General features: G+C 69.6%; 19 protein-coding genes. 5 read left to right on the top strand and 14 right to left on the bottom strand.

Annotated features, from left to right (window positions below):
* Positions 1-14: 14 nt before the first annotated feature.
* The 3 genes from BLQ67_RS12005 to BLQ67_RS11990 are packed head-to-tail and all read left to right on the top strand — an operon-like array spanning position 15 to position 5,561.
* Entirely contained in the window at positions 15-2,792 is a 2,778-nt protein-coding gene (locus BLQ67_RS12005; RefSeq protein WP_172802318.1) for a type I restriction endonuclease subunit R, read from the top strand.
* Positions 2,789-4,012, top strand: a complete 1,224-nt coding sequence (locus BLQ67_RS11995) for a restriction endonuclease subunit S (RefSeq protein WP_092505368.1) — start codon at positions 2,789-2,791, stop codon at positions 4,010-4,012. Before BLQ67_RS12005 ends, BLQ67_RS11995 begins: the two co-directional genes overlap by 4 nt.
* Positions 4,013-4,064: 52 nt before the next feature.
* A complete protein-coding gene (locus tag BLQ67_RS11990; RefSeq protein WP_092505366.1) occupies positions 4,065-5,561 on the top strand; it encodes a class I SAM-dependent DNA methyltransferase in 1,497 nt (498 codons plus the stop codon).
* Between the two features lie 76 nt (positions 5,562-5,637).
* Here the strand turns inward: BLQ67_RS11990 and BLQ67_RS11985 are convergent, their stop codons facing one another.
* Genes BLQ67_RS11985 through BLQ67_RS11975 form a run of 3 tightly spaced genes read right to left on the bottom strand, consistent with a single transcriptional unit; the run spans position 5,638 to position 7,459 of the window.
* Positions 5,638-5,913 carry a PTS sugar transporter subunit IIB gene (locus BLQ67_RS11985; protein WP_092505364.1) on the bottom strand — a complete coding sequence of 92 codons (276 nt, stop codon included), beginning with the start codon at positions 5,911-5,913 and terminating at the stop codon, positions 5,638-5,640.
* Entirely contained in the window at positions 5,910-6,359 is a 450-nt protein-coding gene (locus BLQ67_RS11980; protein ID WP_092505362.1) for a PTS sugar transporter subunit IIA, read from the bottom strand. Before BLQ67_RS11980 ends, BLQ67_RS11985 begins: the two co-directional genes overlap by 4 nt.
* A complete protein-coding gene (locus BLQ67_RS11975; RefSeq protein WP_231945041.1) occupies positions 6,356-7,459 on the bottom strand; it encodes an adenosine deaminase in 1,104 nt (367 codons plus the stop codon). Before BLQ67_RS11975 ends, BLQ67_RS11980 begins: the two co-directional genes overlap by 4 nt.
* A 92-nt stretch (positions 7,460-7,551) precedes the next feature.
* Between BLQ67_RS11975 and BLQ67_RS11970 the strand changes: the two genes are divergently transcribed.
* Positions 7,552-8,484 (top strand): nucleoside hydrolase, encoded by a 933-nt coding sequence (locus BLQ67_RS11970; RefSeq protein WP_092505358.1) that lies wholly within the window; start codon positions 7,552-7,554, stop codon positions 8,482-8,484.
* Positions 8,485-8,490: 6 nt separating this feature from the next.
* Here the strand turns inward: BLQ67_RS11970 and BLQ67_RS11965 are convergent, their stop codons facing one another.
* The 10 genes from BLQ67_RS11965 to BLQ67_RS11920 all read right to left on the bottom strand — a co-directional run bounded on the left by BLQ67_RS11965 (position 8,491) and on the right by BLQ67_RS11920 (position 21,316).
* Positions 8,491-9,954, bottom strand: coding sequence for an amidase (locus tag BLQ67_RS11965; RefSeq protein ID WP_092505356.1), 1,464 nt, complete (start codon positions 9,952-9,954; stop codon positions 8,491-8,493).
* A gap of 4 nt (positions 9,955-9,958) precedes the next feature.
* Positions 9,959-10,240: a hypothetical protein gene (locus BLQ67_RS11960; protein ID WP_092505354.1), complete on the bottom strand. Its 282-nt coding sequence runs from the start codon at positions 10,238-10,240 to the stop codon at positions 9,959-9,961.
* Between the two features lie 178 nt (positions 10,241-10,418).
* Entirely contained in the window at positions 10,419-11,708 is a 1,290-nt protein-coding gene (locus BLQ67_RS11955) for a thymidine phosphorylase (RefSeq protein WP_092505352.1), read from the bottom strand.
* 36 nt (positions 11,709-11,744) lie between these two features.
* Complete coding sequence (locus tag BLQ67_RS11950) at positions 11,745-12,155, bottom strand: cytidine deaminase (protein WP_092505350.1); 411 nt, start codon at positions 12,153-12,155, stop codon at positions 11,745-11,747.
* Entirely contained in the window at positions 12,152-13,474 is a 1,323-nt protein-coding gene (locus tag BLQ67_RS11945; protein ID WP_092505348.1) for an ABC transporter permease, read from the bottom strand. Before BLQ67_RS11945 ends, BLQ67_RS11950 begins: the two co-directional genes overlap by 4 nt.
* Positions 13,471-14,847, bottom strand: a complete 1,377-nt coding sequence (locus tag BLQ67_RS11940; protein WP_172802317.1) for an ABC transporter permease — start codon at positions 14,845-14,847, stop codon at positions 13,471-13,473. Before BLQ67_RS11940 ends, BLQ67_RS11945 begins: the two co-directional genes overlap by 4 nt.
* Positions 14,844-16,346: an ABC transporter ATP-binding protein gene (locus BLQ67_RS11935; protein WP_092505346.1), complete on the bottom strand. Its 1,503-nt coding sequence runs from the start codon at positions 16,344-16,346 to the stop codon at positions 14,844-14,846. The genes BLQ67_RS11940 and BLQ67_RS11935 overlap by 4 nt, the downstream gene beginning before the upstream one ends.
* A 136-nt stretch (positions 16,347-16,482) precedes the next feature.
* The gene (locus tag BLQ67_RS11930; RefSeq protein WP_092505344.1) at positions 16,483-17,592 is read right to left on the bottom strand and encodes a BMP family ABC transporter substrate-binding protein; all 1,110 of its coding nucleotides are present in this window, start codon (positions 17,590-17,592) and stop codon (positions 16,483-16,485) included.
* A gap of 203 nt (positions 17,593-17,795) precedes the next feature.
* Positions 17,796-19,118 (bottom strand): dihydrolipoamide acetyltransferase family protein, encoded by a 1,323-nt coding sequence (locus BLQ67_RS11925; RefSeq protein ID WP_092505342.1) that lies wholly within the window; start codon positions 19,116-19,118, stop codon positions 17,796-17,798.
* A gap of 20 nt (positions 19,119-19,138) precedes the next feature.
* The gene (locus tag BLQ67_RS11920; RefSeq protein WP_092505340.1) at positions 19,139-21,316 is read right to left on the bottom strand and encodes an alpha-ketoacid dehydrogenase subunit alpha/beta; all 2,178 of its coding nucleotides are present in this window, start codon (positions 21,314-21,316) and stop codon (positions 19,139-19,141) included.
* Between the two features lie 204 nt (positions 21,317-21,520).
* Here BLQ67_RS11920 and BLQ67_RS11915 point away from each other — a divergent pair, with 204 nt between their 5' ends.
* A complete protein-coding gene (locus BLQ67_RS11915) occupies positions 21,521-22,255 on the top strand; it encodes a GntR family transcriptional regulator (protein WP_092505338.1) in 735 nt (244 codons plus the stop codon).
* Between the two features lie 42 nt (positions 22,256-22,297).
* On the opposite strand, the gene BLQ67_RS11910 is transcribed toward BLQ67_RS11915, so the two are convergent.
* Complete coding sequence (locus BLQ67_RS11910) at positions 22,298-24,859, bottom strand: transglycosylase domain-containing protein (protein ID WP_172802316.1); 2,562 nt, start codon at positions 24,857-24,859, stop codon at positions 22,298-22,300.
* Positions 24,860-24,949 lie beyond the last annotated feature (90 nt).

Raw genomic sequence — 24,949 nt, 5'->3', positions numbered from 1 at the left:
CTAGGATTCGGGCGATGCCCCCTATTGAGGACGATCGCCTGGCGGCGGAACAGCGCGCACGCGTGCTCATCGACCGACAGCTTGAAGCCGCGGGTTGGAGCGTGCAGGACCGCGGAGCTCTCAATCTCTTTGCTGGTTCTGGCGTGGCGTTGCGCGAAGTCATCATGAAGCCCGGTCACGGACGTGTGGACTACTTGCTCTATGTCGAGAAGGCAGTCGTTGGCGTCATCGAAGCCAAGCCGGTGGGCACGCCCTTGTCGGGAGTCGAATGGCAGTCAGCCATGTATGCGGCTGGTCTGCCCGGGGACGTTCGAAAGCGAGCGCTTGATGCCGGAGGCCGGCTACCATTCGTCTTCGAGGCATCCGGTACCGAGACCCACTTCACCAACGGCTTCGACCCAGCGCCGAGAGCACGGCGCATCTTCCACTTCCCGAAGCCCGAGGCCCTCGGTCGCATTGTTCGTGCGGCGAGCGAGCATCCCCAGGAAGCGCTTACCTGGCGCGGCCGCGTCGGCAGTCTGCCGACGCTTGAAGAGGGACATCTGCGACCCGCCCAGATCGATGCGATCCATGGAATCGAGCGGAGCCTACGCGAGCAGCAGTTCAGCCGTTCGCTCGTCCAGATGGCGACCGGGGCGGGTAAGACGTACACCGCGGTGACCGAGGCGTATCGGCTCCTGAAGTGGGGCGGGTTCGGCCGGGTGCTGTTCCTCGTCGACCGCAACAACCTTGCAGATCAGACCCTCGGTGAGTTCCAGAACTACCGCACCCCTGACGACGGTCGCCGATTCACTGAGCTGTACAACGTGACGAAGCTGACTCGGGGCCGGATGCCCGACTCGACGAAGGTCGCGATCTCGACCATCCAGCGAGTATTCAAGGCAATCCAGAACGAGAACGTGCCCGACGACGACGATCCGGGCCTCGATGAGTTCGCTCCGGAGTCGCCAGTCGACGTGACGTACAACCCCGATCTCCCGCCGGAAGCCTTCGATCTCGTCGTCGTTGATGAAGCGCACCGGAGCATCTATGGGGTCTGGCGTGGCGTGCTGGAATACTTCGATGCTCACGTCGTCGGGCTCACTGCTACGCCAGGAAAGCAGACGTTCGGCTTCTTCCAGCAGAACCTTGTCTCGGAGTACACCTACGCAGAATCCGTCGCGGATGGCGTGAACGTCGACTTCGACATCTACCGAATCAAGACCGAGATCACCGAAAATGGGTCGACCATCGAGGCGGGGACGTTCGTCCCGAAGGTCAATCGCGAGACGCGCGAGATAAGGATCGAGAAGCTCGACGAGGACCTCAACTACGCGAGTCCCCAGCTCGACCGCGCGGTCACCGCAAAGCATCAGATACGCCTCGTGCTCGAGACGTTTCGCGACCGCCTATTCACCGAGATCTTCCCCAGCCGTCGTACCGTGCCGAAGACGCTGATCTTCGCCAAAGATGACAACCACGCCGAGGAGATCGTGCAGACGGTGCGTGAGGTCTTCGGCAGGGGCAACGACTTCGCGGCGAAGATCACATACAGCGCAAAGGATGCGAAGGGCCATCTGAAGGCCTTCCGCACGAGCCCAAATCTGCGCATCGCCGTCACGGTCGACATGATCGCGACCGGCACCGACGTGAAGCCGCTCGAGTGCGTCCTGTTTATGCGTGACGTACGCTCAGCTCACTACTTCGAGCAGATGAAGGGGCGCGGCGCGCGGACCATCGATCCGGCCACATTCCGCGCTGTTACGGACGATGCCGAGGCCAAGACGCGCTTCGTGCTGGTGGATGCTGTCGGCGTTACCGAGCACGAGTTCGTGGAACCGCCGCTCAACCGCGATCGCACCATGAGTCTGAAGAAGCTGCTTGACAGGGCGGCGACGCTCAACCTCTCAGAGGACGAGACAGCGACGCTCGCAAACCGGCTGGCGGCACTCGAACAACAAGTGACGCAACCAGAGCGCGCGGAACTAGACGCCGTCGCAGGACGGTCCCTTCGCAGCATCGTCAGAGCTCTGGTCGCTGCCGTGAACCCAGATGCACAGGCCGCGGCGATCGCCGCCGACCCGAACCGTGCACCGTCCGACGTAGTGCAGAAGTTGCTCGATGTAGCGATCAGGCCGCTCGCGTCGAACCCGGAACTTCGCACGCGGATCATCGAGCTGCGGCGCGCGCACGACCAAGTGATCGATGAGGTCAGCCGCGACTCGCTCATCGACGCTCACGGAGTCGTCGACCCGGATGCGGCCCGGGAGACGATCACTTCTTGGAGGGCGTACCTTGCAGCGCACCGTGATGAGATCAGCGCGATCCAGTTGATGTTCGACGTCAAGGGACGCGGCATCGCGTTCGGCCATGTCAACGAACTTGCGGAACGCATCAAACGCCCGCCGCACAACTGGACGGTCGACTACATCTGGAGCGCATACCTGTCTCTCGGCGTCGAACATCGCGGCCTCGCCGAGACGCGCAACCGTCACACTGCAACCGACCTCATCTCCCTACTACGCTACGAGACGGGCATCGATGACGCGCTGATCCCTTACGCGGATCTCGTCAAGTCGCGTTATGTGAACTGGCTCGCTCGACAAGCGCAGTCGGGCGTCGAGTTCAACGTGAGCCAACGGTGGTGGCTCGACAAGATCATGCAGATCGTCGCGGTGTCAGCGGGCATCACGGCCGAAGACCTCGACAATGCTCCGTTCGACGAGCGCGGCGGTGTCGACGGAGCCCTCCGTGACCTCGGCGATGCGGCCGGCGAGTTGGTAGAGGAACTGAACCGGGAGCTGACGGCGTGACGTGGGAGCGGGTGAGGCTCGGAGAACTCGGAACCTGGTATGGCGGCGGAACCCCATCGAAGTCAATGCCCGAGTACTGGTCCGATGGTGATATCCCCTGGCTTTCGCCGAAAGATATGCGCTCGGAGGTGCTCGCCGGAACTCAGGACCATGTGACCGCGGCGGCCGTACTGGGCTCGTCGACGAAACTCGTACCGGCTGGGTCGATCGCGGTTGTCACGCGGTCCGGCATCCTCGATCGCACGCTGCCCGTCGCTTACGTGCCCTTCGCAACGACGATGAACCAGGACATGAAGGCGCTCGTCCCACGCACGGGCGTTGACGCTCGATGGGTCGCATGGGGCATCCGCGCGTTTGAACGGGAATTGCTTCGCGGAACACGTAAGTCCGGTACAACAGTCGCGTCGATCGAGATGCCCCGCTTCCACGCCTTCGAGCTTCCAGTGCCGCCGTTGGAGGAGCAGCAACGAATCCTCTTGACGCTGGAGGATCGGCTCTCCGGGCTCGACACCGCCGAGGGCTATGTAGGCATGGCACAGCGACGACAGGAGACGCTACGCACTGCGATCCTCCGAAACGAGCTCGCACGCGTAGCCCAACGGGCGTTGCCCCTCGCGCGTGTCATCACAGCCGGGCTGAGCAATGGAAGATCGGTACCGACGCTGGAAGGTGGCTTCCCCGTCCTTCGACTGACGTCGATCCGCGCTGGCCGCATTGACCTTCGCGAACGGAAGCCGGGGGCTTGGACCGCCACGGACGCTGCCCGCTATCTCGTTCGGAAGGGCGATTTCATGATCGCCCGTGGAAACGGCAGCATTCGACTCGTTGGCTTGGGCGGGCTGGTGTCCGAGGATCCAGACGTTGTTGCCTACCCCGACACGCTGATCCGAGCGCAACCCAACGAGACGATCATCAACCCCGAGTTTCTCGCCTTGGTCTGGAATTCAAGGGTCGTTCGCGAGCAGATCGAGCGTGTCGCGAGGACTAGCGCTGGCATCTACAAGGTGAACCAATCTGACCTCAACGGGATATCCGTTCCCGTGCCATCGCTCGCTGATCAAAGGCAGATTGTGCAAGCTGTCACAGCCTCCAACGAAGTCCTTGAGCGGCTAGCCACTCAAATCGGACAAGCGAGAGCGAGAGCCGTCTCTCTGCGCCGCTCGCTCCTTCGCGCCGCATTCTCAGGTCAATTGTTGGACTCGCGGCCGCATAACCCGTGACTAGCCAAACCACTCTTCAGTCGTTGTTCGACTACCCGTTCCAAAGGACCGCATGACCGCCTCTCGTCGCTTGGTCGACAAGCTCGACTCGTTCCGCAACCTGCTCCGCGACGACGGAGTCGGAGTACTGGACTACATCGAGCAACTCACGTTCCTGCTCTTCTTGAAGATGGCGCATGAGCGCGCCACGCGGAAGCTCCGGCCTCATCGGATCGTGCCTGACGAGTACTCCTGGCAGCGGCTGCTCGACGCCGAGGGGGCCGCACTCGAGTTCGAGTACACACGAATCCTCGTCGGCCTATCTCAACAACCCGGCACCCTAGGCGTCATCTTTCGCAAGGCGCAGAATCGCATTCAGGATCCAGCGAAGCTCAAGCGCCTGATCGTCGACTTGATCGATCGCGAGCATTGGTCTGCGTCCGGCACCGACCTCAAGGGCGATGCCTACGAGCAGTTGCTGGCGAAGGGTGCGTCCGACAAGGGGTCCGGGGCCGGCCAGTACTTCACTCCACGCGTCCTGATCCAGGCCATCGTCGATGCCGTCCGCCCCTCGCCGGACGACACTGTGCTCGACCCCGCGTGCGGCACCGCCGGCTTCCTGCTAGTCGCCCACGATTATGCGTCGCGCTCAGCCGAACACCTAACGCCAACTCAACGCGAACATCTGCGCGACGGATTCGCTCACGGCACCGAACTTGTCGACGGCACGGCACGTCTTGCGGCTATGAACCTTCTGCTCCACGGAATTGGGACTTCCCACGGAGAGTCGCTCATTGACGTCCGAGACGCTCTGATCACGGACCCCGACGAGCGCTACTCGGTCGTGTTGTCGAACCCTCCGTTTGGTCGCAAGTCATCGCTAACGATGGTCGGGGCAGACGGGCGCGAGGTGCGAGAAGATACCGAAATCGAACGCGCTGACTTCGTGACAACGACGTCGAACAAGCAGCTCAACTTCTTGCAGCACATCATGACTGTGCTCGACATCAATGGCCGGGCAGCCGTCGTGCTTCCCGACAACGTGCTGTTTGAAGCTGGCGCCGGCGAGGTGCTGCGACGCAAACTTCTCAACGACTTCGATCTTCACACGATGCTCCGACTGCCGACGGGCATTTTCTACGCCCAAGGGGTCAAGGCCAACGTTCTCTTTTTTGACAAGAAGCCCGCCAGCGAGACACCGTGGACGCGCAAGCTCTGGGTCTATGACCTGCGCACCAACATGCATTTCACACTCAAGCAGAGTCCACTCCGCCGCGCAGACCTCGACGAGTTCATCTCGTCCTATCTCCCCGGTGAGCCCCGAAGCGAGCGCGTCGAGGCGGTCGAGGGCGGTCGGTGGAAGTCGTTCTCATACGACGAGCTGATCGCACGTTCGAAAACCAACCTCGATATCACCTGGCTTCGCGACGAGTCTCTCGACGACCCGGACGACCTGCCAGCGCCTGAGGTGATCGCACGCGAGGTTGTCGACGACCTAGCTGCAGCCCTCGCGGAGTTCGAGGCCGTCGCTGCTGCGCTTGAGTCTCGCGCAAACGAAGGATCGGTGTGAGCCCGCGCCACGCTGGGTACCGGGAGCAATTTTGTTAGGACCGCTCATAGCGGTGAATATGCGGGCCGTTCGCGCTCTAGAGCTCCCGCTCCAGCACGCTCGTCACCGCGTCGAGGTCCATGATGCGGTCGACGACCGCGACGTGCGCCGTGCCGGCCTCGGCGCGCACGCGCGTGAACCACTCGGGCGTCGTGAGCACGAGCTGCGCGTCGGCGGCGTCGCGGGCGACGTCGTCGGTGCTCGACGGCGCGACGTCGGCCTCGACGTCGAGCCGTGCGAGGGCGCGGCGCACGGTCGTGGCGAGGATCGCGCTCGTGCCGACGCCGGCGCCGCACACCGTCACGATCCTCATGCCGCGCGCCCCTCGATCGCGGCGATCGCATCCGCCCGCGTCGTCGCCTCGGCCACGGCGTCCACGACGCCGGCCCGGTCGAGCTGCACCGCGATCGCGGCGAGCGACCGGATGTGCTCGGCCTGCGTCGTCGACGCGAGCGCCACGACGACCCGCACGGGGTCGTTGTGCGCGTGGCCGAACTCGACGGGCTCCCGCAGCGTCACGATCGCGGCGGCATCCCGGCGCACGAGCGCGCTCGGCCGCGCGTGCGGCAGGGCGATGCCGGGGGCGATGACGCACCACGGGCCGCCGTCGTCGATGAGCTGCACCATCTCGTCGACGTACGCGGGGCCGACGGCGCGTGCGCTCACGAGGTCACGGCCGGCGGCGCGCACGGCGTCCTCCCACGACGCGGCGGCGACGCCGGGCGAGAAGGTCGCGTCGGCGAGGACGGACTCCGTCATCGCAGCTCGTCGAAGACGTCCGTGATGTGCTCGACGAGGTCGTCGCGCTCCTCGACGGGCAGGAACGTCGACCGGGCCGCGTTGACCTGCAGCTGCTCGAGGTCGTCGAGGTCGTACTCGAACGTCTCCGCGAGCAGCGCGAGCTCGTTCGTGAGCGACGTGTCGGACTGCAGGCGGTTGTCGGTGTTCACCGTGACGCGGAACCCGAGCTGGTACAGCAGGTCGAACGGGTGGTCGTCGAGCTGGTCGCCGAACGCCGCGATCGCACCGGTCTGCAGGTTCGACGAGGGGCTGAGCTCGAGCGGGATCTGCCGCGAGCGCACCCACTCGGCGGTCGCGCCGAGCTCGACGAGCAGGTCGTCGCCGCGGTCGTCGACCGTGATGTCCTCCGCGATGCGCACGCCGTGGCCGAGGCGCAGCGTGCGGCCGGCGAAGAGCGCGTCGCGGATGGAGTCGATGCCAGCGGCCTCGCCGGCGTGCACCGTGACGGGCATGTGGGCGCGCGACAGCAGGTCGAACGCCTCCGAGTGGCGCGAGGGCGGGAAGCCGTCCTCGGGGCCGGCGATGTCGAAGCCGACGACGCCGCGGTCGCGGTGGCGGATGGCGAGCTCGGCGATCTCGGTCCAGCGGTCGAGGTGGCGCATGGCCGACACGAGCTGCCCGACCTGGATGCGGCGGCCGCGCGAGCGCACGAGCGCGACGCCCTCGTCGAGGCCCGCCTGCACCGCCTCGACGGCGGCGTCGAGCGACAGGCCGCGCGTGAGGTGCTGCTCGGGCGCCCAGCGGATCTCGCCGTGCACGACGCCGTCGTCGGCGAGGTCGAGCACGAACTCGCGGGCGATGCGCACGAGCGCGCCCTCGGTCTGCATGACGGCCGTCGTGACGTCGAACGTCTTGAGGTAGTCGACGAGCGAGCCGGAGTCGGCGGACTCGGCGAACCAGTCGCCGAGCGCGTCGGCGTCCTTCGCGGGGAGCTCGAGGCCGATCTCGTCGGCGATCTCGATGATCGTCTGCGGCCTGAGGCCACCGTCGAGGTGGTCGTGCAGGCTCACCTTCGGCAGCGCGCCGATGTCCACGCCGTCGAGCAGGATGCGGTCCACGTCGTCCTCCCAGATCCGTCCCCTCGATCCTACGGACTCCGCACGCTGCATGCGGTTGCAGGCGTGTCTTCCCGCACACCTACGCTGAGAGCATGCCCCGCCGCATCATCCTCGACTGCGATCCCGGCCACGACGATGCGATCGCGCTGCTGCTCGCCGCAGGGTCGCCCGAGGTCGAGCTCGTGGCCGTCACGACGGTCGCGGGCAACCAGACGCTCGACAAGGTCACGCGCAACGCGCTCGCCGTCGGCACGATCGCGGGCCTGGTCGGCGTGCCGTTCGCGGCGGGAGCGGATCGGCCGCTGGTGCGCGAGCAGGTCGTGGCGCCCGAGTACCACGGCGAGTCGGGGCTCGACGGGCCCGAGCTGCCCGAGCCCACGATCGCACTCGACCCTCGGCACGCCGTCGACGTCATCGTCGAGACCGTCATGGCCGCCGAGCCGGGCACGATCACGCTCGTGCCGACGGGCGCGCTCACCAACCTCGCCCTCGCGGTGCGGCGCGAGCCGCGCATCGCCGAGCGTGTGCGCGAGGTCGTGTGGATGGGCGGCGCCGCGGCCGGCGGCAACTACTCCCCCGTCGCCGAGTACAACGCGGCGATCGACCCCGAGGCCGCGCAGATCGTGCTGGATGCGGGCTGCCCGGTCGTCATGGTGGGGCTCGACCTCACGCATCAGGCGCTCGCCGACCAGGCCGTGCTCGACGCCATCGCCTCGGTGCCCGGTCGCCCGGCGTCGTTCACGCTCGAGCTGCTCGAGTTCTTCCGCGGCACGTATCGGGACCAGGGCTTCGAGTGGCCGCCCGTGCACGACGCGTGCGCCGTCGCCTACGTCGTCGATCCCGGCTGCATGACGGTGCGGCGCGCGCCCATCGCGGTCGAGCTGCACGGCGAGCTCACGACGGGCCAGACCGTCGTCGACCTGCGCCACGCGGCGCCCGAGGGCTGCACGACGTCGGTCGCGCTGGGCCTCGACGCCCCGCGCATGTGGGCGCACGTCGTCGACGCGCTCACGCGCCTCGCCTGACGCTCGCTAGAGCGTCGGCCGCAGCCCCGCGACGCCCGCGACCTCCTCGAGCGCCTGCGCCGCGAGCAGCAGCGCGACGTCGCGACCGGGTGCCGCGACGAGCTGCACGCCCACCGGCAGCCCCTCGGGCGTGACGCCGATCGGCACGGAGATCGCGGGGCATCCCGTCGCCGAGATCACGGTGGATGCCCGCATCCACTCGAGGTAGTCGCGCATGCGCGTGCCGTCGATCGCGGTCGGGAACTCGAGCGAGGCGTCGAACGGGACGACCTGGCTCGTGGTCGTGACGAGCAGGTCGTGGTGCGCGAAGAAGGTCTCGATCTCGGTGGCGAGGCGCACGCGGGCTTCGCGGGCGTCGGCGATCTCGTCGGCCGTGAGTCGCATGCCGAGGTCGACGTTCCAACGCACGGCCTCCTTGACCCGCGACGGGTCCTGCCGCACGAGGTCGCGGTAGTCGGCGACGAAGTCCATCGCGCGCTGCACGCGGAACACCTCGTCGCCGTCGGCGAGGTTCGGGATGCGGTCGTCGACGTGCGCGCCGGCTGCGGCGAGCACGTCGCCGACGCGGTCGACGATCGCTCGGACGGCGGGCTCGACGGGCAGGAGCCCCGCGAGGTCGGTCGACACGGCGATGCGCAGGCCGGCGAGGCCCGAGCCGGGCGCGTGCCGCGACGGGTCGACGAGGTCGGGGTGGTCGAAGACCGTGCCGGGCTCCTGGATCGACGCGGGCGCGCCGTGGGCGGGACCCGACGCGACGGCCATGAGCAGCGCGACGTCGCTCACGGTGCGCGCCATGAAGCCCGACTGCGCGAGCCACTGCCACGGATCCGACGGCAGGGCGTGCGGGATGCGGCCGTTCGTCGGGCGCAGGCCGACGAGGTTCGTGAACGACGCGGGCGTGCGCAGCGAGCCGCCCATGTCGGAGCCGTCGCCCGACGCCTGCACGCCGGCCGCGATCGCCGCGGCGGCGCCGCCCGACGAGCCGCCTGCCGAGCGGGTCGTGTCGTACGGGTTCGTCGTCGTGCCGAACAGCGTGTTGAACGTGTGGGAGCCGGCGGTGAGCTCGGGCACGTTCGTCTTGCCCGACATCACGACGCCCGCGGCGTGCAGGCGGGCGATCACGAGCGCGTCGCGCTCGGGCACGCGGTCGGCGAGCAGCGGCGACCCCTTGGTCGACCGCCAGCCGGCCGTGTCGGTCGACTCCTTGTGCGTCATCGGCACGCCGTGCAGGCGGCCGAGCGGCTCGCCCGCCGCGGCGCGCGCATCCGCCCGATCCGCCGCGGCGAGGGCGCGCTCGTCGTCGCGCGTCACGACGGCGTTGATCGCACCGTCGACGGCGTCGATGCGTGCGAGCTGGTCGACGAGCGCCTCGCGCGCGGACACGTCGCCGGAGCGGATGCGGGTGGCGAGCTCGCGCGTCGACAGCCAGGTGAGCTCGGACTCGTGCGCCGTCGCGCCGGGGTCGCTCACCGGGTCAGGAGACGGACGCGAACGCGCCGATGCCCAGCAGCGCCAGGATGGCGCCGCCGAACAGGATCCACAGCAGCAGGCTGCCGACGAGCATGACGACGTTGAGGCCGATGCCCCAGTTCGCCATCGTGCGCGCGTGCGGCTCGCGGCCCTTCGCCATGACGCCCACGACGATGCCGGCGATGGGCGCGAGGAAGGTCCACCCCATGAAGATCGACGCGATGCCGATGACGAGGCTCGTGATGCTCCAGGCGCTCGACGCGCCCTGGACCTGGTTGGTGCTCATGCCTCCATCCTGGCCCGCGCGGGCTGGGATGCGCATCGGATTACGGCACGATCGGCGCTCCTCCTGCGGAAGGAGGCTCGGTCCGTTCCCCGACCCGCCGTCCCTGCAGGTTGCCCACCATCCGCTCCCTGAGGTGCGGTCATGGGCGCGACCCCGCGATCGCGGCGGTCATGCGGCGTCAGACGATGCGGTCGCGCACGATGGGCTGCACGTCGACGGGCGTGCCGACGGGCGCGACCTCCCAGGCACCCTCGAGCGACGCGAGCGCGCGGTCGAAGCGCGAGGCGTCGTCGGCCGAGAGCGTCCAGAGCGGCTGGCCGGCGCGCACGGCGTCGCCGGGCTTCACGTGCAGGTCGATGCCTGCGGCGTGCACGACCTCGTCGGTCGCGCGCGCACGGCCCGCGCCGAGGCGCCAGGCGGCGACGCCGAACGGCAGCGCCTCCTGGCGCGCGAGCACGCCGTCGGACTCCGCCACGACCGTGTGGGTCTCGTTGGCGACGGGCAGCGCCGCGTCGGGGTCGCCGCCCTGCGCGACGACGAAGCGACGCCAGCGGTCCATCGCGCGACCGTCGGCGAGCGCGGCCTCGACGTCGGCGTCGGGCTGCCCGACCGCCGCGAGCATCTCGCGCGCGAGCGCGACCGTGAGCTCGACGACGTCGGCGGGGCCGCCGCCGGCGAGCACCTCGACCGACTCGCGCACCTCGTTGGCGTTGCCGATCGCGAGGCCCAGCGGCACGTCCATGCTCGTGAGCAGCGCGCGCGTGTCGACGCCCGCATCCTTGCCGAGCGCCACCATCGTCTCGGCGAGCTCGCGCGCTCGCGACTCCTGCTGCATGAACGCGCCCGAGCCGAACTTCACGTCGAGCACGAGCGCACCCGTGCCCTCGGCGATCTTCTTCGACATGATCGACGACGCGATGAGCGGGATCGCCTCCACGGTGCCCGTGATGTCGCGCAGCGCGTAGAGGCGCTTGTCGGCGGGCGCGAGGCCCGATCCGGCGGCGCAGATGACGCCGCCGACGTCGGCGAGCTGCGCGAGCATCTCGTCGTTCGACAGCGCGGCGCGCCAGCCGGGGATCGACTCGAGCTTGTCGAGCGTGCCGCCCGTGTGGCCGAGGCCGCGGCCCGACAGCTGCGGCACCGCGACGCCGAACGCCGCGACGAGCGGCATGAGCGGCAGCGTGATCTTGTCGCCGACGCCACCCGTCGAGTGCTTGTCGACCGTGGGCATCGGCAGCGACGAGAAGTCCATGCGCTCGCCAGACGCGATCATCGCCTGCGTGAGGTCGTGGATCTCGCGCCGCTCCATGCCGTTGAGCAGGATCGCCATCGCGAGGGCCGCCATCTGCGCATCCTCGACGTAGCCGCGCGTGTACGCGTCGATGAGCCAGTCGATCTCGTCGGTCGCGAGCACGCCGCGGTCGCGCTTCGTGCGGATGAGGTCGACGACGTCGTGCGCCTCTGCCATGGGGTCCCTCTCGTCAGGAAGAGGGCCGGTCGGCCCTCAGGAGTCGGATGCGCGGTACGCGTCGAGCGTCGTGGGCCCGAAGGCGTCCGGCAGCACCTCGTCGATCGTACGGATGCCCGACAGCGTCTGCAGCAGCATGCCCGGTGCGGCGTGCTCGAACAGCAGCTGGCGGCAGCGTCCACACGGCATGAGCGTGGCGCCGTGGCCGTCGACGCACGTGAACGCGACCAGCTTCCCGCCGCCGCCCATCACGAGCGCCGAGACCATCGAGCACTCGGCGCACAGCGTCACGCCGTACGCCGCGTTCTCGACGTTCGCGCCCGACACGACGCGGCCGTCGTCGGTCAGCGCCGCGCAGCCGACGGCGAAGCCCGAGTACGGCGCGTACGCCTTCGCGTTCGCCTCGACCGCTGCGGCGTGCAGCGCATCCCAGTCGACCGTCGTCATGACTTCATGTAGGGCTTGCCGCTCGCGGCCGGAGCCCGCGACTGCCCGATGAAGCCGGCGACGGCGAGGATCGTGATCACGTACGGCAGCATGAGCATGAACTCGTTGGGCACGCCCGAGCCGATCGACTGCAGCACGTTCTGCAGCGCCTGCGCGAAGCCGAACAGCAGCGCCGCGAACGTCGCCTTGATCGGGTGCCACTGGCCGAAGATCACGGCGGCGAGGGCGATGAAGCCGAGGCCGCTCGTCATGTCGCGCTGGAACGAGCCGTTCGAGTCGAGCGTGAAGTACGCGCCACCGATGCCGACGATCGCGCCCGCGAGCGTCACGTTCCAGAAGCGCCACCTGTTGACGCGGATGCCGACGGTGTCGGCCGCGAGCGGGTGCTCGCCGAGCGCGCGCAGGCGAAGGCCCCACGTCGTGCGGAACAGGCCGATCGTCACGACGATCACCGCGACGTACACGGCGTAGACGATGACGGTCTGGTTGAAGAGCGCAGGGCCGACGATCGGGATGTCGGCGAGCAGCGGGATGCGGATGCGCGAGAACCGGTCGGGGTTGTTGAGCTCGGGGTGGTCGGTGAGCACCGACGAGTAGAGGAAGTTCGTGAGGCCGAGCACGAGCACGTTGAGCACGACGCCGACGATGACCTGGTCGACGTAGTACTTGATCGAGAACGCGGCGAGCACCATCGAGACGAGCACGGCGGCGACCATGGCGGCGATGACGCCGCCGACGCCGGCGATGAGGATGCCGACCGTGCCCATGTCGCCGATGGGGCCCGACGCGATCGCCGACGAGGCGACGGCAGCGGCGAACGCGCCCGAGAGCAGCTGGCCCTCGATGGCGATGTTCACGACGCCGACGCGCTCGGAGATCACGCCGCCGAGGGCGCCGAAGATCAGGGGCACGGCGAGGCCGACCGTGAGCACGAGGAGGCCGGGCAGCGGGATCGACTTCGTCGCGCCTGCCCACACGAGGAAGGCGACGACGGCGACGACGCCGTAGACGATGGGCAGCCACACGCCGACCTTGCGGCGGGTGAGGTGCGCCGCGATGGCGACGCCCGTCATGGCGGCGAGCAGCAGCGCGGCGACGATGCCCGTGATGCGCGCGGGCAGCACGGCGTCGGGCAGCTGCAGCAGGTCGGCGTTCGTCGACAGGCGCAGCGTCGTCTCGCCGTCGCGGCCGAGGCCGACGAGCACGATGGCCGCGACGACCGTGAGCACGGCGTAGGTGATGGGCACGCGGAGGCTGCGCGGACGCGCGACCTCGGTGGTCGCCTCCGGAGCGAGGCCGGCGGTCTGGACGGTGCTCATCGCACGCCTCCCCTCGGCTTGGGCAGACGGAAGATCGTGCGCACGAGCGGCGGGGCCGCGATGCACAGCACGATGACCGACTGCACGACGAGCACGATGTCGATCGGCACGCCCTCGGCGGCCTGCATGCGGAATCCGCCTGCCTTGAACGCGCCGAACAGCAGGCCGGCGGCGAGCACGCCCCACGGGTTCGAGCGGCCCAGCAGCGCCACGGTGATGGCGTCGAAGCCGATGCCGGCGTCGATGCCGGAGGTGAAGCCCGTCGTGACGGTCGCCTGCACCTGCTGCGCGCCCGCGAGGCCCATGAAGGCACCCGCGACGAGCATCGCCTGCACGTAGACGGTCTTCACCGACATGCCGGCGTTGAGCGCGGCCTGCGGGTTGAGGCCGACGGCGCGGAAGCGGAAGCCGAGGCTCGAGCGCTCGATGAGCCACCAGGCCACGACGACCGCCGCGACCGACAGCACGATGCCCCACGTGAGGTTGAACTGCGAGCCGAGCAGCGGCGGCAGGATGGCCGTCTCGAGCATGCGCGGCGTGATCGGGTTGTTGCTCCCCGGCGCCTGCAGCAGGTTCGGCGTGCGGATGAGGTACGACAGCAGCCACAGCGCGACGAAGTTCAGCATGATCGTCGTGATGACCTCGTGCGCGCCGGTGCGCGCCTTGAGGAGGCCGGCGATGCCCGCCCACAGCGCGCCGGCGATCATGCCGGCGAGCAGCGCCACGATGATGTGCAGCACGGGCGGCAGCGGGAACGAGAAGCCCACCCATCCGGCTGCAGCGGCAGCAGCGAGCATCTGCCCGCGGCCACCGATGTTGAACATGCCGACGCGGAAGGCGACGGCGACGCCGAGGCCCGCTGCGATGAGCGGCGCCGCGAAGTGCAGCGTCTCGGTGAGCGGGCGGATGAGGGCGACGAAGCCGCCCTCGGGCCGCGAGAAGTTGAGGATCGAGCCCTGGAACAGCGCCCAGTAGGCGCCGCCCACTGCCGAGCCGATCGCGGCGAGCGTGTCGCCGGGGCGAGCGAAGAAGTAGCCGCTCGCCGCCTGCACCTGCTCGTCGGTCGCGGCGATGAGGATGCCGCCGACGACGAAGGCGACGAGCACGGCGAGCAGCGACACCATGGGCGTGCCACCGAGGATCTCGCGCGCGACGCTCCCCCAGCGGTCCTCGTCCTGGTTCTGCTCGTGCGACTCGGTCTTCGGCGCCTCGGCGACGGGCACCTCGACGACCGTCGGGGCGTGCACGACGTCGCGGTCGCCGTCGGCGTCGTTCGACGGGGCGCCGCCGGTGCGCTGCTGGTCGGCAGCGAGGGGCGCGTCGTGGTCGGTGGCGTCGGGCGCGGGGCCCGACGTGTCCTTCTCGTCGGTCATGCTGCGAGTCCCTCCGGCAGCTCTCCGGCCATCATGATGCCGAGGTCGTCGCGCGACGTGTCGGCGGGCACGACGCCCACGACGCCGCCGCCGTACATGACCGCGATGCGGTCGGCGAGCCCGACGACCTCGTCGAGCTCGGTGGAGACGACGATGACGGGGATGCCCGCATCGCGCGTCGCGATGACCTGCGCGTGCACGAACTCGATCGAGCCGACGTCGAGGCCGCGCGTGGGCTGCGACGCGACGAACAGCTGCAGCGGCCGCGAGAGCTCGCGCGCCAGCACGACCTTCTGCTGGTTGCCGCCCGACAGCGTGCCGACGGGCGTCTGGATCGACTGGGCGCGGATGTCGAACGCGCCGAGGCGCTCCTGCGCGAACTCGTCGCGCGCGCCGCGCACGATCGTGCCGCGCTGCACGAACGGGTCGCCGAGGTAGCGGTCGAGCATGAGGTTCTCGGCGATCGAGAACTCGCCGACGAGGCCGTCGATCTTGCGGTCCTCCGGCACGAAGCCGACGCCCGAGTCGAGCACGTCGCGCACGCTGCGGCCGAGCAGCTCGACGCCGTTGAGGCGGATGCTGCCGGTCGCGCGCCGCTGCAAGCCGAGGATGGCCTCGGTGAGCTCGGTCTGGCCGTTGCCCTGCACGCCGGCGATGCACACGACCTCGCCGCCGTGCACCGTCAGCGAGAGGTCGTCGACGACGGCGATGCCCTGCTCGTCGAGCACGGTGAGGTGCTCGATGACGAGCTCGTTGTCGGTGCGCACCGACGGCTGCTTCTGCACGGTCAGCTCGACGGGGCGGCCGACCATGAGCGAGGCGAGCTCGACGCTCGTCGCGGTGGGCTCGGCGGTGCCGACGACCTGGCCGAGGCGGATCACGGTGATGCGGTCGGCGATGGCGCGCACCTCGCGCAGCTTGTGCGTGATGAACACGATGGCCGTGCCCTCGTCGCGCAGCTGCTGCATGATCGCCATGAGCTCGTCGGTCTCCTGCGGCGTCAGCACCGCGGTGGGCTCGTCGAACACGAGCACCTTCGCGTCGAGCGACAGGGCCTTGATGATCTCGACGCGCTGCTGCACGCCCACCGGGAGGTCCTCGATGCGGGCGTCGGGGTCGATGTGGAAGCCGAAGCGCTCGGAGATCTCGACGACGCGGCGCTTGGCGCCTGCGAGCCCGCCGAGCTCCTTCTCGTGGCCGAGCAGCACGTTCTCGGCGACGGTGAAGACGGGGATGAGCATGAAGTGCTGGTGCACCATGCCGATGCCGGCGCGCATGGCGTCGCCGGGTCCCGCGAACCGCTGCACGACGTCGTCGAGCAGGATGTCGCCCTCGTCGGCCTGGTACAGGCCGTAGAGCACGTTCATGAGCGTGGACTTGCCCGCGCCGTTCTCGCCCAGCAGGCAGTGGATCTCGCCTGCCTCGACCGTGAGGTCGATGTGGTCGTTGGCCGTGAGCGAGCCGAAGCGCTTGGTGATGCCGCGCAGCTCGAGGGTCATCGCCGCTCCTCGAATGGGTGGTGCCGTGGGTGGTGGGGATGGTCGACCGGCAGCCCGTGTGCGGGTGCCGGTGTCACGACTGTAGTCGCACGCGTGGGGGCCGGCATGACGCCGACCCCCACGCGAATGCGGTGCCTTACGGCGAGGAGGGCGAGTCGACGACGATGTCGCCGGCGATGATCGCCGTGCGGATCGTCTCGAGCTCGTCTGCGAGGCCCTCGGGGACCTGCGACTCCCACTCGTTGAAGCCGGCGATGCCGACGCCGTCGTTCTCCAGCGTGCCCACGTACGGGTCGCTCGAGAACTCACCGGCTGCGTCGGCGAGGACGACTGCCTCGACGCCCGCATCCATGCCCTTGAGCACGGAGGTGACGAAGAGGTCGGCGTACTCGGGAGCCGTCTGCGACAGGTCGGCGTCGACGCCGATCATGCCGTAGCGCGTGTCGGGGTTCTCGGCCTGCGCCGTGCGGATCGCCTCGCCAGCGGAGAGGAAGATCGGGCCACCGACCGGCATGACGATGTCCGCGCCCTGCTGGAGGAACGTGGTCGCCGTGGCGTTGGCTGCGGGGCCGGCCTCGAACGCGCCGACGAACGTGCCGTCCTGCGCCTCGACGTCCCAGCCGAGCACCTGCACGTCTGCGCCGTTCTGCTCGTTGTAGTACTGCGCGCCGAGCACGAAGCCGTCCATGAAGATCGTCACGGGCGGGATGTTGATGCCACCCCACGTGGCGATGATGCCCGACTGCGACGAGGCAGCGGCGGCGTAGCCGGCGAGGAACGCGGCCTGGGCCGTGTCGAACGTGATCGGCTGCACGTTGTCGGCCGTGATCGACGAGTCGTCGATGATGGCGAAGTTGACGTCGGGGTTCGCCTCGGCGGCGGCCGACGTGGCCTCGGCGAGCAGGAAGCCGACCGTGATCATCATGTCGCAGCCGTTGTCGAGCAGGTTCTGGATGTTCGACTGGTAGTCGGTCTCCGACTGCGACTCCGCCTGCGATGCCTCGACGCCGAGCTCGTCGGCAGCGGCCTCGAGGCCCTCGAGGCCGAGCTGGTTGAACGACTGGTCGTTGAAGCCGCCCGCGTCCGACACGATGCAGGGCGAGATGTCTGCGGTGGCCTCGCCGGACTCGGCGGGACCCTCCTCCGGCGCCGAAGCGCAGCCGGCGAGCAGAGCCGCGACGCCGAGCGTCGCGAGACCGCCGAGCGCGGTCTTCCGAATGTTCCTCAAGGGAGTCCTCCAGTGCATGGGGGTGGCCGCGCGTGGACGGCCGGGGTACCGGGCAGCCTAGCCAGCCGCGCACGCGCGCGAGGCCGAAAGCGACGAGTCGAAACGTGATCGTTGCAAAGGTGACTCCGACTCACTCGTCGCCGTCGCGCCGAGGGCCCCGCACCGTTCGGTGCGGGGCCCTCGGCACGCTCGATCTGCTGCGTCGACGCAGCGATCGTGCGTCAGAGCAGGATCTGCATGGGCGAGGCGACGAGCTGCGCGAGGCGGTCGAGCCACCGCGCCGCGACGACGCCGTCGACGGGTCGGTGGTCGACCGACAACGTGACGGTGACGACCGAACCGGCCTCGAGCTCGCCCTCGTCGTTCACGACGGCGCGCCTCGTGGCCGCGCCGATCGCGAGGATCGACGCCTGCGGCGGGTTGATGATCGCCGAGAACTCGTCGACGCCGAACATGCCGAGGTTCGTGATCGACATCGTGCCGCCCTCGAGCTCCGCCTGCTGCAGGCGTCCCTCGTTGGCGCGGCCGACCGCATCCTTGATCTGCGCCGACAGCGACGTGAGCGACAGCGACTCGATGCCGCGGATCGTCGGCGTCACGAGGCCGCGGTCGCTCGCGACCGCGATCGAGATGTCGGCGGTCGCGTACGAGACGACGGCGTCGTCGGTCCAGATGACGTTCATCTCGGGCACGTCGACGAGCGCTCGCGCCGCCGCCTTCACGAAGAGGTCGTTGACCGAGACGCGCACGGCCGAGCCCTCGTTCACCTGCGCGCGCAGGGCGAGCAGAGCGTCGACGCGCAGGTCGCGCCGCAGGTAGAAGTGCGGCGCCTCGCGCTTCGACTGCTGCAGCCGCGACGCGATGATCCTGCGCAGCTTCGTGTGCGGCGTCGCCGTGCCACCCGCCGGGCTCACGACCGGCGCGGATGCGGGCGCCGCGGCGGGCGCTGCCGCTGCGGGCGCCTCGGGGGCGCTCGCGGCCGACTCGACGTCGGCGCGCACGATGCGGCCGCCAGGGCCCGTGCCCTGGATGGCGGCGAGGTCGAGCCCCGCCTCCTTCGCCATGCGGCGCGCGAGGGGGCTCGCGAAGCGGCGCTCCCCCGATCCCCCGGTCGGCGCCGCGGGTGCGGCGACGGGCTCGGGCGTCGTGGGAGCCGGCTGCGCGGGCGCGGCGACGGGCTCGGCAGCCTCGACGGCCTCCTTCGCCTCCTCCTGCGCGATCGAAGGCGCGGGCTCCGCTGCCGGTGCGGCTGCCGGGGCACCGCCGAGCTGCGCGATGAGCGACTCGCCCTCGCTCGCGGCCTCGCCGGGCGCGAGCAGCACGGCGATGGGGTCGCCGACGGGCACGGTGTCGCCCGACTCGACGAGCAGGGCGTGGATCACGGCGTCGTCGTCGACCTCGATGTCGACGACCGCCTTCTCGGTCTCGACCGAGGCGATCGCCGCGCCGGCCGTCACCGAGGCGCCGGCCTCGACGAGCCAGCCCTCGAGCACGGCCGCGTCGGAGTCGGCCGAGACGCCGGGCATCTTCAGGAAGCGTGCCATGGTGTCCGCTCCTCCTCTGCTCAGGCCGTCACGGCGCGCAGCGCCGCGACGATGTCGTGGGTGTGGGCGAGCGCGGCCTTCTCGAGCACCTTCGAGATCGACGGCGACGACTCCGAGCCCTGGACGCGCGTGATGGGTGCGTCGAGCCAGTCGAAGAAGCGGCGCTGGATCTCGTCCGAGAGCCAGCCGCCGTACGACGTGCCCTCCGAGCCCTGCTCGACGATGACGACGCGGTTCGTCTTCCTGATCGACTCGCCGATGGCATCCCAGTCGACGCTCGCGCGGTCGAGCCAGCGCAGGTCGATGACCTCGCCGTCGACGCCCGACTCCTCGACGGCGTCGAGGGCGCGCTGCACCATCGACAGGTACGAGATGACGGTCGCCTGCGAGCCCTCGCGGCGCACGGCCGCCTTGCCGAACGGCAGGCAGTAGTCGAGGTCCTTCGGCGCGGGGCCGACCGTCTTGTAGAGGTCGGCGTCGTGCTCGAGCACCGCGATGGGGTCGCCGAGGCGCATCGCCGTGTTCAGCAGGCCCACGTAGTCGAGCGGCGACGACGGGGCGATGATGCGCCAGCCGACGCTCGTCGCGAGGATGCCCGCGGGGTCCATGGAGTGCTGCGAGCCGTAGCCCGTGTTCGTGCCGATCTTGATGCGCATCATGAGCGGCATGGCGTGGTCGCCGCCGAACATGTGGCGCGCCTTGCCGATCTGGTTGAACAGCTGGTCGGCTGCGACCCACAGGAAGTCGGCGTACATGAGCTCGATGACCGGGTAGTACCGGCCGTCGAGCGCGAGGCCGCCGCCGAAGCCCGTGAACGCGTTCTCGCTGATGGGCGTGCCGAGCGTGCGGTCGGGGAAGTCGTCGGCGAGGCCCTTCGTCGCGCCGCGCGAGCCGCCGCCGAGGCGGTGGATGTCCTCGCCGAGCGTCACGATGGTGTCGTCCTGCGACATGCGGCGGTGCATGACCGCGGCGATGACGTCGACGAACTTCCTGTCCTCGAGGTCGTCGGGGCCGAACGCGTCGTTCTCCTGCACGGCGACGTCGGTGATCTCGGGGATGTCGCCGCGGATGCCGCGGTTCAGGAAGGCGGGATCGGGCCACAGCTCCTCGCGGATGCGCAGCTGGCCCGGCTTGCCGTTCGGGTCGGCCTCGACGACGCGGTCGCCGATCTCGGCCATGACCTGCTTGACGCGGCTGCGCACCTCCTTGGCCTCGTCGGCCGAGAGGATGCCGCGGCGCGCGAGGTGGCCCTCGACGATCGCGATCGGGTCGCGGTCGCGCCACGACTTCTCCTCGTCCTTCGTGCGGTAGCCGAAGGCGCTGCCCGGGAATGGGCCGTTCTGGTGGAAGTAGCGGTACGTGTCGACCTCGACGACCGTCGGGCCGTTGCCCGCGCGCATGTGGTCGACGGCCTGCTGCATCGCGAGGTGCACCGCGAGGGTGTCCTGGCCGTCGACGCGCCACGAGGGGATGCCGAAGCCGAGGCCGCGGCCCGAGAGGCGCGCCTCGCCCGTCGCCTCGTCGACGTTCGTCGACACGGCGTACTGGTTGTTCTCGATGAAGAAGCACGTGGGCGTCTTCCACGCTGCGGCGAGGTTGAACGACTCGAGCACCGAGCCGATGTTCACGGCGCCGTCGCCGAAGTACGTGACCGAGACGTTGTCGGTGCCTGCGTGCTGGCTGGCCCAGGCGAAGCCGACCGCGAACGGCACGGCGCCGCCGACGATCGCGTTCGTGCCCATGGCGCCGGCCTCGGTCCACTGCAGGTGCATCGACCCGCCGCGGCCCTTGCAGTAGCCGTCCTTGAGGCCCGCGATCTCGGAGAGCGCGCGGTAGAGGATGTCCTGCACGGGCTCCGAGATGGCGTCGCGCGCCGCGAATCCCTCGGGCTGCACGTGGCCGAACGCCTTCGCGAGGAACTGGTGGTGGCCTCGGTGCGAGCCGTTGACGTGGTCGGCGCTCACGAGCGGCAGCGCGCTGCCGACGGCGCCGCCCTCCTGGCCGATCGACGAGTGCGCGGGCCCGTTGATGAGCTTCTGCCCAGCCAGCTCGAGCACGTACTCCTCGAAGGCGCGGATGAGGTGCAGCTGCACGAGCATGGTCTCGAGGAGCGCCGGGTCGGCGGCATCCCAGTCGGCCTTCGTCGTGCGGAGCTCCACCCAGGGCGCAGCGGGCTTCAGCGTGGTCGTCCTTGCCATTGATCCTCATCCTCGATGAATCGGTAGCGCGTGGCCTGTCGGCTCGTGGTGCTGGGTACTGGGCCCTCCGCGGCTATGCTCTCGCATGCAGCGCGACGGACGCCGTCGTACTCGTCACCACCGTACCGTACAACTCTATACAAGCATAGATGAGTAGGTGTCGGACCCTCCGTGCAGGGCCGCACGGAGCGAAGGAGGATACCCATGGTCGAGAAGCTCGATCGGGAGTCGGCGACCCCGCTCTACATCCAGCTCGCCGACGTCATCCGCGCCAAGATCCAGCGCGGCGACTGGCAGCCCGACCAGCGCATCCCCTCGGAGAACGAGCTCAACCAGCTCTACGGCATCAGCCGCATGACGGCACGCCAGGTGCTCGCCCGCCTCGTCGACGAGGGCCTCCTCTTCCGCGTCCAGGGCAAGGGCACGTTCGTGTCGCGCTCGAAGATCTCCACGCGCTCCCCCTCGTACCAGGGCATCCGCGAGCAGCTCGAGCAGCAGGGCTACGCCACCGACACCGAGCTGCTCGGCCAGCGCCTCGAGCCCGCGTCGACGCGCGTCGCGCAGGCGCTCGACATCCCCACGGGCACGCCCACGTTCATCGTGCGCCGCTTGCGCCGCGTCGACGGCACCCCCATCAGCGTGCACGAGTCGCACGTGCCCGAGTCGCTCGCCCCCGGCGTGCTCGAGCGCGACCTCGTCGCCGAGCAGCTCTGCACCGTGCTCGACCGCGACTTCGGCCTGCGCATGACGAAGGTGCTCGAGACGCTCGAGACCGCCGCGGCGTCGGCGAACGACGCCAAGCTGCTCGCCGTGCACGAGGGCACGCCGATCCTGCAGCTCGAGCAGCGGATCTCGTCGCCGGCCGGCAAGCCGTTCGAGTTCACGCGCATCCGCTTCCGCGGCGACATGGTGCGGCTCGAGTTCACGTACGACGTGTAGTCGGCGGCTCGGGCCTCGGCGCCAGCGGCTCGGACCTCCGCGTCAGCAGGTGGGGTCCGGCCCGTCGCGATCCGATCCCACGACGATCGACACCGGCGAGGTCGGTGGGCCGCCCGTGCCCGAATCCGGGTTCTGGTCGAGCACGATGCAGCGCGAGGCGGGATCGGCGCGCGCCCACGTCACCTGCAGGTTCGCCGCGTCGAAGCCCGCGGCGCCCATCGCGGCGCCGGCGGCGTCGAGCGTCATGCCCTCGAGCGATGGGATCGCGGCTTCGGGTGGAGTGAAGAGCGAGCCGTCGCTCACGAGCAGCGTGACCGAGGTCTGCGGCAGCACGAGCGCATCCGCGCCCGGCGAGGAGTACTCGATGCGCCCCGCCTCCTGCGCACCCGCCACCGTCGAGCCGACGACGACCGTGAAGCCGGCGCCCTCGAGCGTCGCGCGTGCCTCGTCGGGCGTCTGCCCTGCGACGTTCGGCAGCGGCACGGCGTTGCCGCGCAGCGTCGCGGCATCCGGCGTCTGGAACGCGCCACCCGGGTAGCGCGCGAGCGCCGCCTCCATGACGTCGGTGAACACGACCGAGCGACGGTCCCACATCGCGCGCCCGCCGAGCTCGAAGATGTTCACCTCGCCCACGATGTTGCCGATCCACACGCTCGTCGCGACGGTCGACGACGCGCCGTTGACCCACGTCTGCCGCACGGCGTCGCTCGTGCCGGTCTTCGAGATCACCGGAGCGGTGCCCGCCGGGTTGTTCTTCGGGTTGCGGTTCGTGACCTCCTGCAGCACGAACTGCATGACCGAGGCGACCTCGGGCGTGAGCGCCTGCTCGCAGTCGAGCGGCGGCACGGCGATCTCGGTGCCGTCGCGCGCCACGATGCCGTCGATCGCGCGCGGGGCGCAGTGCACGCCGCCGTTGGCGATCGTCTGGAACGCGTTCGCCATCGCCATGGGCGTGACGGTGCCGCCGGTGCCGATGAACCACGACGGGTAGTGGGTGTCGTACGCGTCCTGGTTCGCCGGCGTCGTGCCCATGCGCGTCGCGGCGTCCTGCACCTGGCACACCGAGACGCGCGTGCCCATCTCGGTGACGCCGGTGTTCATCGAGTTGACGAAGATGCCGACGACGTTCTGCCGCGCCGACGAGAAGCCCTCGTTGTTGTTCGGGTCGTACTCCTGGCGTGCTCCCTCGCACGTGAGCACGTCGCGCGGCATCCTGCGGGTGTCGAGGGAGGTGTTGACCGAGTACCCGGCCTCGATCCACGCCGCGAGGGTGAAGATCTTGTAGCCCGAGCCCGGCTGGAATCCCTCGCCACCGCCGTACGCGCGGTCGACGTTGTAGTTGACGCCCGTCTCGGTCGCGGGGTCGAACGACTCGGTGTTGTCGTAGTCGCGGTTCTGCGCCATCGCGAGGATGCGGCCGGTCGACACCTCCAGCTGCGTCACGGCGCCGCCGTACTGCAGCCGCGTCTCGGTGAGCGGCACGTTCGCGTCGAGCGACACCTGCACCGCCTCGTTGAGCGTGACGTCGATCGACGTGGAGATCTGCAGGCCGCCGAGCGCGAGGGTGCGCTGCGCCGCGTCGCGGTCGGCGCCGAGGATGTAGCTGCCGTCGGGCTGCGGGTTGCGCAGCAGCTGCGTGACGTAGTCGCAGAAGAAGCCCGTCGAGCCGTAGTACGAGGCCATGCAGCCCGACTGCAGCTCGCGCGGCTGCACGAACGCGTCGTCGACGGGGATCGCGAGCGCCTCGTCGCGCTGCGCGTCGGTGATGTATCCCACCGTGTGCATGCGCTGGATGACGTAGTCGCGACGCTCCTGGTTCGCCGCGTAGTTGGCGGGCTGCGAGAGGTTGAGGTTCGTCGGGTACTGCACGGTGGCGAGCAGCGAGGCGGCCTGCGCGATCGTCAGCTGGTTCGCGTTCACGCTGAAGTAGCGCTGCGCCGCCGCCTGGATGCCGTAGGTGGCATCTCCGTAGTTCGCGATGTTGAGGTAGGCGGCGAGGATCTCGTTCTTCGTGTAGCGCTGCTCGAGGCCGATCGCGAAGCGCATCTCCTGCAGCTTGCGACCGTACGAGTCGGTGGTCTGGTTCGCGCAGAGCTCCTCGTCCTGCCGCGCACCCGTGGCGGGGTCGACGATGGCGCATGCCACCTCGACGATCTGCTGGCGCACGAGCTGCATCGTGAGGCTCGAGGCGCCGCCGTCGCCGCCCGGCGAGAGCGCGCGCACGACCGAGATGACGTCGACGCCGCCGTGCTCGTAGAAGCGGGCGTCCTCGCCGGCGATCGCGGCGAGCGGCGCCCAGCGTCCCGCATCCGCGAGCGACACGATCTGCCGGTTCTGGCTGTAGAACTGGGCGATCGGCACGGGCTGCTGCGCCGCGTCGCGGCCGTAGATCGTCGAGACCTCCGACTGCTCGTCGATCTGCACGAAGTCGGGCAGGCTCTCGAACACGTCGATGCCGCTGTTCGCCGTGCTCGATGCGACGGCGACGCCCGGCACGACCGTCGCGCTCACGAGCAGGCCGACGACGACGCTGAAGCCGACGAGCCCGACGAGGCTGCCGAGGAACGAGCCGGGGGCGTGGCGAACGCTCGAACGGGGTGACATGCGGCGCACGATACGGAGTGTCGCTGACAGTTCGCCCGGGGATGCCATGCGTGCGCCATGGACGCGAGCGCGATGCATGCCCGGCGTGGC

It is taken from the genome of Agrococcus jejuensis (assembly GCF_900099705.1).
In the GTDB taxonomy this organism is placed as follows: domain Bacteria; phylum Actinomycetota; class Actinomycetes; order Actinomycetales; family Microbacteriaceae; genus Agrococcus; species Agrococcus jejuensis.
This window is presented reverse-complemented; position numbering and strand designations above follow the sequence as displayed.

What these genes read in the sequence shown, in the direction of transcription:
- BLQ67_RS12005 (WP_172802318.1), top strand. Translation starts at nt 15, where the DNA reads ATGCCCCCTATTGAGGACGATCGCCTGGCGGCGGAACAGCGCGCACGC.
- BLQ67_RS11990 (WP_092505366.1), top strand. Translation starts at nt 4,065, where the DNA reads ATGACCGCCTCTCGTCGCTTGGTCGACAAGCTCGACTCGTTCCGCAAC.
- BLQ67_RS11985 (WP_092505364.1), bottom strand. Translation starts at nt 5,913, where the DNA reads ATGAGGATCGTGACGGTGTGCGGCGCCGGCGTCGGCACGAGCGCGATC.
- BLQ67_RS11980 (WP_092505362.1), bottom strand. Translation starts at nt 6,359, where the DNA reads ATGACGGAGTCCGTCCTCGCCGACGCGACCTTCTCGCCCGGCGTCGCC.
- BLQ67_RS11970 (WP_092505358.1), top strand. Translation starts at nt 7,552, where the DNA reads ATGCCCCGCCGCATCATCCTCGACTGCGATCCCGGCCACGACGATGCG.
- BLQ67_RS11960 (WP_092505354.1), bottom strand. Translation starts at nt 10,240, where the DNA reads ATGAGCACCAACCAGGTCCAGGGCGCGTCGAGCGCCTGGAGCATCACG.
- BLQ67_RS11955 (WP_092505352.1), bottom strand. Translation starts at nt 11,708, where the DNA reads ATGGCAGAGGCGCACGACGTCGTCGACCTCATCCGCACGAAGCGCGAC.
- BLQ67_RS11950 (WP_092505350.1), bottom strand. Translation starts at nt 12,155, where the DNA reads ATGACGACGGTCGACTGGGATGCGCTGCACGCCGCAGCGGTCGAGGCG.
- BLQ67_RS11945 (WP_092505348.1), bottom strand. Translation starts at nt 13,474, where the DNA reads ATGAGCACCGTCCAGACCGCCGGCCTCGCTCCGGAGGCGACCACCGAG.
- BLQ67_RS11940 (WP_172802317.1), bottom strand. Translation starts at nt 14,847, where the DNA reads ATGACCGACGAGAAGGACACGTCGGGCCCCGCGCCCGACGCCACCGAC.
- BLQ67_RS11935 (WP_092505346.1), bottom strand. Translation starts at nt 16,346, where the DNA reads ATGACCCTCGAGCTGCGCGGCATCACCAAGCGCTTCGGCTCGCTCACG.
- BLQ67_RS11930 (WP_092505344.1), bottom strand. Translation starts at nt 17,592, where the DNA reads ATGCACTGGAGGACTCCCTTGAGGAACATTCGGAAGACCGCGCTCGGC.
- BLQ67_RS11925 (WP_092505342.1), bottom strand. Translation starts at nt 19,118, where the DNA reads ATGGCACGCTTCCTGAAGATGCCCGGCGTCTCGGCCGACTCCGACGCG.
- BLQ67_RS11920 (WP_092505340.1), bottom strand. Translation starts at nt 21,316, where the DNA reads ATGGCAAGGACGACCACGCTGAAGCCCGCTGCGCCCTGGGTGGAGCTC.
- BLQ67_RS11915 (WP_092505338.1), top strand. Translation starts at nt 21,521, where the DNA reads ATGGTCGAGAAGCTCGATCGGGAGTCGGCGACCCCGCTCTACATCCAG.
- BLQ67_RS11910 (WP_172802316.1), bottom strand. Translation starts at nt 24,859, where the DNA reads ATGTCACCCCGTTCGAGCGTTCGCCACGCCCCCGGCTCGTTCCTCGGC.